The 10,311-nt window shown below is 59.3% G+C and carries 8 protein-coding genes and 2 pseudogenes (1 of these 10 only partly in view); 2 read left to right on the plus strand and 8 right to left on the minus strand.

What is annotated here, in order from left to right; all coding sequences use genetic code 11:
• Positions 1-9 precede the first annotated feature (9 nt).
• On the plus strand, positions 10-189 hold the full coding sequence (locus A2X88_05795; GenBank protein OGP33214.1) for a hypothetical protein: 180 nt from the start codon (positions 10-12) through the stop codon (positions 187-189).
• 3 nt (positions 190-192) lie between these two features.
• On the opposite strand, the gene A2X88_05800 is transcribed toward A2X88_05795, so the two are convergent.
• From A2X88_05800 to A2X88_05835, 8 genes and pseudogenes are all read right to left on the minus strand, one after another.
• Positions 193-3,525 carry a hypothetical protein gene (locus tag A2X88_05800; GenBank protein OGP33215.1) on the minus strand — a complete coding sequence of 1,111 codons (3,333 nt, stop codon included), beginning with the start codon at positions 3,523-3,525 and terminating at the stop codon, positions 193-195.
• Between the two features lie 528 nt (positions 3,526-4,053).
• Positions 4,054-4,392, minus strand: coding sequence for an XRE family transcriptional regulator (locus A2X88_05805; GenBank protein OGP33216.1), 339 nt, complete (start codon positions 4,390-4,392; stop codon positions 4,054-4,056).
• Positions 4,373-4,750 (minus strand): annotated as a pseudogene (locus tag A2X88_05810) (hypothetical protein). Before A2X88_05810 ends, A2X88_05805 begins: the two are co-directional and overlap by 20 nt.
• A gap of 697 nt (positions 4,751-5,447) precedes the next feature.
• Positions 5,448-5,867, minus strand: coding sequence for a putative toxin-antitoxin system toxin component, PIN family (locus A2X88_05815; protein ID OGP33217.1), 420 nt, complete (start codon positions 5,865-5,867; stop codon positions 5,448-5,450).
• The gene (locus A2X88_05820; protein OGP33218.1) at positions 5,864-6,103 is read right to left on the minus strand and encodes a hypothetical protein; all 240 of its coding nucleotides are present in this window, start codon (positions 6,101-6,103) and stop codon (positions 5,864-5,866) included. The genes A2X88_05815 and A2X88_05820 overlap by 4 nt, the downstream gene beginning before the upstream one ends.
• Positions 6,104-6,304: 201 nt before the next feature.
• Entirely contained in the window at positions 6,305-7,780 is a 1,476-nt protein-coding gene (locus A2X88_05825) for a hypothetical protein (protein ID OGP33219.1), read from the minus strand.
• A 42-nt stretch (positions 7,781-7,822) separates the two neighbouring features.
• The gene (locus A2X88_05830; protein ID OGP33220.1) at positions 7,823-8,209 is read right to left on the minus strand and encodes a hypothetical protein; all 387 of its coding nucleotides are present in this window, start codon (positions 8,207-8,209) and stop codon (positions 7,823-7,825) included.
• Positions 8,210-8,675: 466 nt separating this feature from the next.
• Positions 8,676-9,704: a hypothetical protein gene (locus A2X88_05835; GenBank protein ID OGP33221.1), complete on the minus strand. Its 1,029-nt coding sequence runs from the start codon at positions 9,702-9,704 to the stop codon at positions 8,676-8,678.
• A gap of 439 nt (positions 9,705-10,143) precedes the next feature.
• On the opposite strand from A2X88_05835, the pseudogene A2X88_05840 reads away from it, so the two are divergent.
• Positions 10,144-10,311: pseudogene (locus A2X88_05840) on the plus strand (hypothetical protein); it runs 324 nt beyond the window's last position.

The raw sequence follows: 10,311 nt of genomic DNA on the forward strand, positions 1-10,311 counted from the left end.
CCCGATCAGATGGCGATGGCCGAGGCGGACCCCTTTGCCATGATGAAGGCGCTCGGGCACTCCGACCTGCAGATGACCATGCAATACGTTTCCCTGGGGAAGAATCATATCCGAGAGCAGGTGGAGAAGTTGAACGAGATACAGATCCCGATCCCTTCGATCGGTTCAGGCGGAAAACAGGTGGCGTGACGGTCAAACCTTGTCGAGCACCTCCCGGATCTTCCTCGCCAGGCCCGAAAGGGAGTACGGCTTGCCGATGAACGACACCCCCTCGTCAAGGACCCCATGGTGCACGATCGCGTCGTCCGTGTACCCCGACGTGAAGAGCACCCTTGTCTCGGGACGGATGCGGGTCAACCGGTCCGCCAGCTCGCGCCCGTTCATCCCCAGCATCACCACGTCCGTGAAGAGCAGGTCGATCCGCTCCCTGTATCCCATCGCCAGGGCGAGCGCCTCGTCGCCGTTGGAGGCCTGCATCACCCTGTACCCCAAGCGCTCCAGGATCTGGACACACAGATTCCGCACGATCTCCTCGTCCTCCACGATCAGCACCGTCTCGGAACCCACCATGAGTTCCGTCGGCAGGTCGGACTCCCGCGACCTCGCGGCCTCGCCCTCGACCCTCGGAAGGTAGATCTTGAAGCTCGTCCCCTTCCCGACCTCGGAATACACCTCGATGGAGCCGTCCGACTGCTTCACCACGCCGTAGATCGTCGCAAGGCCAAGCCCGGTACCGGTTCCCTTGGGCTTGGTCGTGAAAAACGGCTCAAAGATTTGCTTCTTGACCTCCTCGCTCATCCCGTGTCCCGTATCGCTTACAGCCAGCATGACGAACCGCCCCGGACGAACATACGGATGCCGGGCGCAATACTCTTCGTCCAGAGCCACGTTCGCGGTTTCGATGAGAAGTTTCCCGCCTTCCGGCATCGCGTCCCGGGCGTTCACCGCCAGGTTGACCAGAATCTGTTCGAACTGCCCGCGGTCGACCTTTACCATCCCAAGACCTTCTTCAGGGATGGTTTTCAACTCGATGTTCTCACCGATCAGGCGGACCAGCATCGTGTGCAGGCCGCTGATCAGTTCGTTCAGGTCCAGGATCTTCGGCTCGATGATCTGCTTGCGGGAGAACGCCAGCAGCTGCTGGGTCAGTGTGGCCGACCTCTCCGCGGCCTTGTTCGCCTCGGCGAGCAGGCCCCCGGCCGGGTCGGACGGGGAAAGCTTCATCAGCGCCAGCGTTATGTTCCCAATGATCGCCGTGAGCAGGTTATTGAAGTCATGCGCCACGCCCCCCGCCAGCCGGCCCACCGCCTCCATCTTCATCGCCTGGTGGAGCTGGGACTGCAGCCTCTCCTTCTCCTCCTCCGAGCGCTTGCGGTCGGTAACGTCCCATACGCTTGATAGCATCAACTGCTTGCCGGGTATCGGCGTATTCATCGCGGAAATGAAAGTGGTCTCGCTTCCCGTACGGGTAATCGGCACATCTACCCAATACATACGCTCCGGGTTGCCACTGGCACAATCATCCAGCACCCTCTTCTTTATTTCTTCTCTGAATTCCGGTTCCTCGTAAACGGCATCCCAAAAACTGTCAGGGTCGGCAAGTGCCTCTCTTGTTACCCGATAGAACCTGGGAAAGTTGTCGTTCATGTAGATAAACTTCACCGCCGGATCGACAGAGTTCACGGCAATCCCGATGGGGAGATTATCCATGATCGTATACATGAAGGCTTCGCTCTCCCGCAGGGCCTCCTCCGCCCGCTTGCGCTCGGTGATGTCCCGGGCGATACCCTGTACGCCGACAGGACTGGCACCTCTATAGATGATCCGTGTGCTGATCTCGAGCGGCACCCGGTGGCCGTCCTTAGATACAATCTCCAGGTCGTAACGGGTTTGCCCGCCCTCTTGAATCTTGTGAGACAGCATCTGGCGGGCAACATCAACATACTCGGGGGCCAAAACAGAATCGATGTTCATCTTCAATGCTTCATCGCGCGTATAGCCGGTAACTCGCTCCGCCGCCTTGTTGATTGATGTGAAATTGCCTGTAAGATCATTCGTAAAAATTATGTCATTGGCGTTCTCGAACAGTTCTTGGTAGCGCTCCTCGCTCTCTCTCAGATCTTCTTCTGACTGCTTGCGGTTGGTGGTGTCGCGGTTGGAGCCGCGCCTCCCCTGGAAGGTCCCGTCCGCCCCGAAAACCGGCCGGCAGACGTGCCCGATCCAGCGCACCTCCCCGTCACTCCGGACGATGCGGAACTCGATCTCTCCGATCGCGTCACCCCGCTTCGCGCCGTCGAGGTAGTCGCAGATATGCTCGTCGAACCGCGGGCGGTCCTCCGGGTCGACGATGCGGAACAAGAGACCTGAATCCCTGGCATAATCCTCCGCCGAGTATCCGGTGATCTGCTCGCACGAGGGAGATGTATATCGAATGCTCCGGTCCGGGAGTATCCAGTACTCCCAGTCGTGGGTATAATCCGCGACGGTGCGGAACTTCTCCTCGTTCTCCCGGAGCGACTGCGTGGCTCGCCGGACGCTGCGCCTGAGGGCCACTATCCAGATCCCGGAAAGGACAGCAGCCGCGATAAGGATAAGAAGCGCGTTCCAGACAAGCGGAGAGATCGCCGAGGGGGGACGGGAGAAATCCTGTCCAGTCCATCGCACGAATACCTCGGAATGCTCCGTCTCAGTCAGCGAGTCCAGCCCCTTCTGGACAATAGAGAGAAGAAGCGGCTCATCCTTGCGCACACCGAAGTGCTGGGGCAGGGTGTAGATGTGGCGCGGCACGATCCGGACATTGGTGAGGCTCTTCTCGCGCACTATGTAAGCGCCGACGGGCAGTGTCTCAAGCAACGCGTCGAGCTGTCCCGTCGCAACCATGGTAAGCCCCGTCGCCGAGTCCTCTACCGCCACGAGGTGGATTTTCGGATGCTCGGCTGACAACCAGGAATTAATTCCGTAATTCCTCACAACGCCGAGGCGGCGCGAAACCATGTCCTCGATCGTTTTCGGGTCACCACCATCTTGACGGACGAACAGAACGTAGGGCACCGACAGGTACGGCCGTGAGAAAAGCAGAAAACCTTCGCGCTCGGGCGTCCGGGTGAGGGTCCCGAGAAGGTCCACCTCCCCCCGCTTGCCGGCTTCGAGGACATCGGACCAGGTGGGGTAGGCGACGGCCTGGAACTCGACCCCCAGTTTCTTGCCCATGATGGTCAGAAGGTCCGGCGTAATGCCCCTGGCGACCCCGGAGGGGTCGAGAAACTCGAAGGGAGGGAACAGTGGGTCTGGTGCGTAGCGGATGGGACCGTGGGCAGCGACGAAGGCGCGTTCCTCAGGAGTGAGAGGATCAGCGGCCGTTCCCGCTTCTTGCTCCACGAGCGGGAATATCGCCACGGAGAACAACAGACCGATAAGAAGCAACTTCGGGAGAAAACAGCGCAGGATACTCATCCGAGACAATTCCTCGTGGCCCTCAAACAACTGTTCCGTAAGCCCGCTCCCGCCTATCCCCGGAATCACCATGTCGTCATCAGCAGGTTGATCCGCTCTTTGTGCGCCAAGGCCAAGGCGTTTCCTTGACGCTCGCGGCTTGCAGGAGCGTACGAAAACATTCTCATCCTAAACTTTCCCCCGCGTCCACACATGGGTTATTTCCCCGATTGTGGAAGAAGGCGCCGAACATCAGGAGGAAGAGAAGAGGGGAACCCTTCGCGGGGATCAGATCCAGCATCAACGTCACCCTCCGCGACGGTCGGGCAGACAGGTTACAGGCCGACGCGATCCCCCTCGGAAGGAGTCACAAGATGCGGGATGTAGGGAAATAATTATTTTTGAAAATTAAACCTTTGTCAAGAATCCACAATCAGAATCCACAATCGGAGGGGGGACTCGAACCCCCACGGGTTTCCCCACCACCCCCTCAAGCCGCTCCGTTCCTATAACAGCCTGGAATCCTTTTGTTTATCCAATAGTTTTGAGCGTGCCAAAATTGCACTTTCCGTAGATTTATGGGGATTTCCGCCACAAATGAGCCACTCGGGCCGCGTTCGATCACACCGTGAACAGTACGGACACGTGCCCGATCTCGTGCGCAGAGTCGCGAGGGCGAATGACGATGTCGATGTCCCGGTCGAGCAAGGTGATGAACCGGAGAAGCCGCTCGGACGAAAAACGACTCAGCTTGTAGTTCCTGAGGTTGGAGACGTGCGGCTGCGAAACACCGAACCGCTTCGCGACCGCGGCCTGACTGAGACGATGTTCATCGATCAACTTGTTCAGGCGAACCGCGAGCTGCACACGAAGCTTCCTGTCCTCCGAATCGGCAAGGCCGAGGTCCTGAAAGACGTTTCCGGTGCCGGCTACGACCGCTTCACGCTTTTTTCCCGCCATACCTCACCTCGTAGTCCTCCGAGGCCGCCCGGAGCCGATCATGAATCCGGTTCTGATCGACTCGAGCCGTGCGGATCCCGGATGGAGACTTTTTCTGGAAGCAGTACAACACATAAACAGCTTCCGAGAACCGAACGGTATAGACCGCACGGTACGTATTCCCCCGGTGGTCCTCGATGATCTCGAAAACACCGGGACCTTCGCCCTTCCAGGGCTTGGCGTTGGGGGGCTTCCCGCCGATCTGCACCAAGTAGAGCGCGTATCCAAAGTCGTCGACCACCTCCTAAGGAAATTCGAGCAGGTCGGCTTTCGCTGACCCGACCCAGTGAAGCGGCTTATCGGGAAGGGCGCGCTTCATCACACCCACATTATATACCCAATTGGGTATGGGCAAGAGTGTTTTCCCGGTTCCGCATGACTTACTGAAGACTCCATCATTTGAGAGGATGGGCAGGCAGCGCCTCCCCGGGAGCCGTTCTCCTCGGTCGACGCGGGCGGTTATCACACCTGCGGCCTATACAAAGGACGAGTGAGTCTCCACCCACGACGAAGGCAGAGTCGCAAGGGCCTGCCTTCTTTTTCCTTTCACAAGGCAGGCATTCCTTCAAAGCATCCGGGAGCCAGAAATGAGCCAGCCGGCCCGATTTCATGAAAAAAGGGACTTCGGCGCGAAGCCGAAATCCCCTGGTGGTAGCTCGCCCTCCTTCGCCAAGGCTTCGGAGGGCATCCTTCGCGGATGGCTTGCCATCCGTAGCTGCGAAGTCTCGGTTTTACGGTAGCGACGAGCAGCGAAGGATGGTGCCGAAGGGGGGACTCGACCGCCTTAAGGCTCGGCGATCGCGCCATCGCCCGTTGCGGCGCGGGTTTCCCCACCACCCCCTCAAGCCGCTCCGTACCTAAAACGACCTGGAGTCCTTTTGTTTATCCGATAGTTTTGAGAGTGCCAACATTACACATTTCGTAGATTTCGGGAGATTTCCATAGCCTTCCGTAGAAATTGGACCAAAATGAGCCACTCGGATCCGGCCGATCATGGGGAACGGCGATCCCAACCATTATGCGCGGCGTCTTCTGCCGGGTCTTGGCTTATCCAGATAATCGGCTAACGGGATCAGCCGGACCCCCTCGTATTCGCCTATGGCCAGCATCGCCTTGTCGCCCGTTACGATCACCTCCGCCTTCCCTTCGACGGCGCATTCCAAGATGCGATTGTCCGGCTCGTCCCGGAGGACGGACAGGCGGCGGGAGGGATTCACAACTGTCCCCATCTCCCCCAGAACGACCGCCACACGGCTGAGCTCTTCCTTGTCTCGGGAGAACTTCGAGGCCAGCACCGACAGGATTTCCCGGATGATCGGGAGCGAAATGAGGAGTTCGTCCCGTCCCTCCAGAATCCTCGCCACCGCCGCATCGGCGCGTCCGCCGGGAAACATCAACGCCGCGAGCAGGACGTTGGAGTCGAAGACGACTCTCATCGACGCCTGAGATACTTGTCAAGATCTTCCTCTTTCAGAATCCCCTTCTCCCGGGCACGGGCGCTCCAGTATCCCTGCATCGCCTTCCATTCCCCCCGCAGCCGCTGACGCCGGGCGAGCCGCAAGGCTTCCTGGATTACGGCACTTAGGCTCTTCCCCTCCTCTTTCGCTACCCGCTCGGCATCCTCGGCAAGATCGGGTGGCAGAGAAATGGTCTTCTTTATCGCATCGCCCATTCTCCATGTCCTCCTGACGGACGCGAAATGCGGTGTGATTACTTCATACCAACCTGTCTGAGTTTCCCACAAATAGCAGTGTTCGGCAAGAGCATGCGGCAAGCGCAAACCGACGGTCTTCCCCTATTGCGGTTGGTCTAAAAACGGGGTGCAGGTCCACTCCAGTCGACCGGGTCGAGTCCCGCCGCCTGCCTCCCGACTTCAGAAAACGGCGAGGAACCCCGCTTGGGGGATCGTCCGGACGTAATCGAAGTTCCCGATCGTCGAATCGTTCCCCTCGACCTGGACCTCCGCGATGAGCTCGACTCTTGACCCGAGACGATACGCCACGGAGAGCCGGGCGATCCCCTTCGCATCCTCGCGGGTTTCGCCGAACGTGCGGTCCCTCCCGTCATACTTCCGCCAGAGCGCGCGGCCATCGAGCCGTGTCCGGAGGCCATCCGACAGGCGCGCCTCCAGCCGGCCCTGGAGCTTGTGCTCCGTGAAGCTTCGGTCCGGCGCGTCGGCGTCTTCCCGCGCGATCTCGTAACGGGCCGACCCGTCTAGCCAGGGGAAGAGCCGGGACCGTTTGACCTCCAGGCCAAATCCGTATTCCGTGGCATCGAGATCGTCGAGCGATTCGCGCCGATAGTCCTTCGCCATCAGGAGGCCGTCGGCCGAGACCTGCGTGGAAGGCGAGATCATCAGCCGGGGCCCCGTCCGGACCCCCATGCGGCGGAACAGCGATTTCCGGTCCAGGGTGTAGAACTCGAAATGGGCAGAACTCCTCCACCGGAGGTCTGCGCCGAGTCGGACCTCGTTCTCCAGCGCCCCCAGCGCCGCCTCGATGCTGAACTCCTTCTGGTTCAGGTATTCGTGGGCCAGAAGCGAAAGGCGCCCCACGAGCAGGTTCGGCCCGACGAACTCCGCGGATCCCATGAGGAAACCCTGAATGAAGACGTCGTCCTCCTCGGTCCCCGCGGTGAGCGAGGTTTCGGGAAGGCGCAGCACGTTGGAGTCGTAGCCCGCCTTCCCCTGGAAGACCACGCTCCGGGAGCGGGCCCGGCGGCGGTCCGGGGCACGCCCCTCCGGTTTCGACAGCCGCTCGACCCACTCCCTGCCCCTCTCCCGCAACGAGTCATCCGGGCTCTCGCGAGCCAACCTCTCGAGGTCCTCGCGCGCCTCCTCCACGCGATTCAGCTTGATCCGGGCCAGCGCGCGGTAGAAGAGCGCGAAATACCGTCGGGGGCCCTCCCTCAGGGCGACGGAGCTCAGGGTCCGGTCCGCGTCCGCGAAGTTGCCGAGTTCGTACTGAGAAACCCCAAGAAGGTAGGTGGCTTCCATGTCACCCGCCCGGTATCGGAGCGCGTTCCGAAAGGCCGCGACCGCGATCCCGTGCTGCCCCGCCATGTGGGCGGAGAACCCGAGTTGGTAGTAGGTCCTGTACTCCTCGAGCCCGAGTTGGATGGCCCGTTGGTAGGGCTTGATGGCGCGCGCGTAGTCCTTCCGCGCCGCCCGCGCATATCCCATGTAAAACCAGCCCTCGGCGTGGTCCGGGCGTGCCTCGACCAGCTCCTGGGCGAGCGCTTCGACCGCCCCGTACTCCTCCGCCCGCGCAGCCTGGCGCACGCGTTCCAAGAGCGCGCCCGGGTCCTCCTGCAGGCCCGCGGAGAGGAAAAAAAGGGGGATGAAGACCATCCCCCGGTAGAGTCTGACTAAGGCAGAAATCTGAGTGCGCGGTTACGGGATTCTGTTCAGCGCGTTCTGCACGGCGTCGCTGGCCGTGTCCAGGCCGGCGTTCGCCGCGTCCTGGGCGCTCTGGACCGCGTCGCTCGCCTCCTGCGCCGCATCGGCGCCCGCGAGGGCGTTCTCCGCGGACGAGAGCCCTTGATCGACCGCGCCGCCGGCGTCGCCGATTGCATCCAGCGCCCGTGCCAGACCGCTATCCGCGTTCGCGAGGGCGTCCTCGAGCGCCGCCTCGGCCCGATCGAGCGCGCTCTCCAAAGCCGCGACCGCCACGCCCGAGGCTTGTTCCGGCAGGTCGGGAAGTTCCGGCAGATCCGTTGCCGAAACGCCGACGGGAGCCAGCGCGAGAATGATTGCGATCGCTAAGGCCAACCTTTTCATACCCGCCTCCTTTCGAAATCGAATATCCGGTTCCAACCAATGAAGAAATGCAACGCACGCGCCCGATCCAGTAATTTTATTTTTCATTTGTTTTTGATAGGTTAAAAAAAGACAGCACGATACGCAAGTACGATCTTGAGCGTAAAATAACATAAATCGTGGTAATTACCGCTCAAATTTCCCCATCTTTCCCCTCGGGGTGTCAAGCGACATTTGAAAATGTACCAATTTGCGACATAGAAAGTGTACCACCCGTCCTGGTTGAAAACTGTCCCATGCCCCCTGTGATCGTATCCTCGAGGGTCGCGCCGACGCTTTCGAGCCGACCTCCAGCGGCTCCGCCGGAAGAACCCCAGGCCAAGGCATGGGGCGATAGGCGATCGCCCATACCGTGGCATCCAGCGCCGGAACGTGTCAACAAGAATGAGACACTGCCGGTCAGAATTCTATGTCTAACACGTCCGGTTCATCCTTCCTGGTCCTGGGCTTGTTGATCCAACCTAGCCGTAAGATCCCCGCCGGCCAGTCGCTTCGTCGCGTCCACGAGGGCTCCCACGGGGCGGACGATCAGGGAATCTCCTCCTAACCATACGACCGCAAGGAAAAGGACCCCGATCACCGCAAGGGCCGCAAGTTCCACCACTAGTTTGCGATTGACCTCCGTAAAGAGCTCCTCGGTCGGAATGCCGAGGAGAGCGTATCCTTCGTTCCTGTTGAGCGGACCGTGGAAGGGGGAAAACAGGTACAGCCGCTCCACACCGTCCGCCCCTACCGCCTGGGACGTCCCCTTTTTCTCCTGCGATATTATTTCAAAAAGGGATCTCTCAAGAAGATTCCCTCTTCCGAACGATTGCGCTTCGGGGTAACTGGTCAGAACAGCGCCGTTGCTGTCGAGTTTCACATAGGTGGAATTCTTTGGAGTCTGTACGTCGATGAGGGACTCGAACTGCGTCACAAGGGATAAATTCAGAGCGGCAAAGACAACCCCGGTCGCATTTCCCTGCTGATCCAGGAGCGGGTATCCGAAGTTGATCACAGGCGTTCCCGTGATCCGCCCCATCTGGTACTGGCCGACGGAAAAAGATCGGGTCCTCAGGGCTTCCTTGAAGTACAACCGGTCGGAAATGTTCACAGGCTTTTTCAAGGGGACAGCGCTGTTCACTATTTGACCATCAAGCCGGGCAACCCCGAAATTCGCGTACACGGGACTGCTCCTCAAGAACCGCGCAAGAAATTCGTCGGATTGGTTTCCACCCTTGCGGACGATCGGCACTTCCGCGAGCACGGAGAGATTCCGATGTGTTCCTCGAATGACTTCCTCTTCGTGGAGAATTGCGAAGTCGAGAATTTTCGCCATCCCCTCCCCGGCTCCCGCAATTTCCAACTTCCTAAGATGCCAAGAGGTGAAGACTGTCAGCAGGACAACAGGAAGGAAAGCCAGTGCTCCCAGGAGAATCAACTTCGACCGAATACTGGAGGGGTAAAGATTCTTCATCCAAACCTCTTTGGGAGGTTCATTGATTCTGATTCCAGTTGATATCAGATCGTACGATAACCCGCGAGCCACATTTGGGCCACATGGAGCCAAGATACGAAAAAAGGGAACCCGGCGTCAATCCGGATTCCCTTTGGTTATTGCGATGGTGCCGAAGAGGGGACTCGAACCCCCACGGGTTTCCCCACCACCTCTTGGATCTGAGGATTTTTCTGGCGATGAATCTATTGCCGAATTCGATCCCTTTGAAGATGCCGCAAACACCTTCCCTTGCATTTATTCCGGAATTGCTTGATTCTGCCGAATCCACTGAAACCATAAAACCCATGACTCATCTAAAAAAAATGGAAATTCATTTTATCCGTAGATGAGGCCCGCCTGTCAACCAATGGAAGGGGGATCGCGACCGGCATCATGGTGTCGCGGGAAGGAGGTGAAAATGTTGAGGAAAGATTTCTTCCGTGTTGGAATCCTGCTGTCGGCCGTGATTCTCGTAAACCTTTTGGCCCCAAACTCCCCGCTCGCGGATGAGAAACCGAAACAATCTTTGTACCAGCGGCTCGGAGGAGTGTACAACATTGCGCCCGTCGTCGACGAGTTCCTGGAA

Source organism: Deltaproteobacteria bacterium GWC2_65_14 (assembly GCA_001797615.1).
Lineage (GTDB): Bacteria > Desulfobacterota > Deferrimicrobia > Deferrimicrobiales > Deferrimicrobiaceae > GWC2-65-14.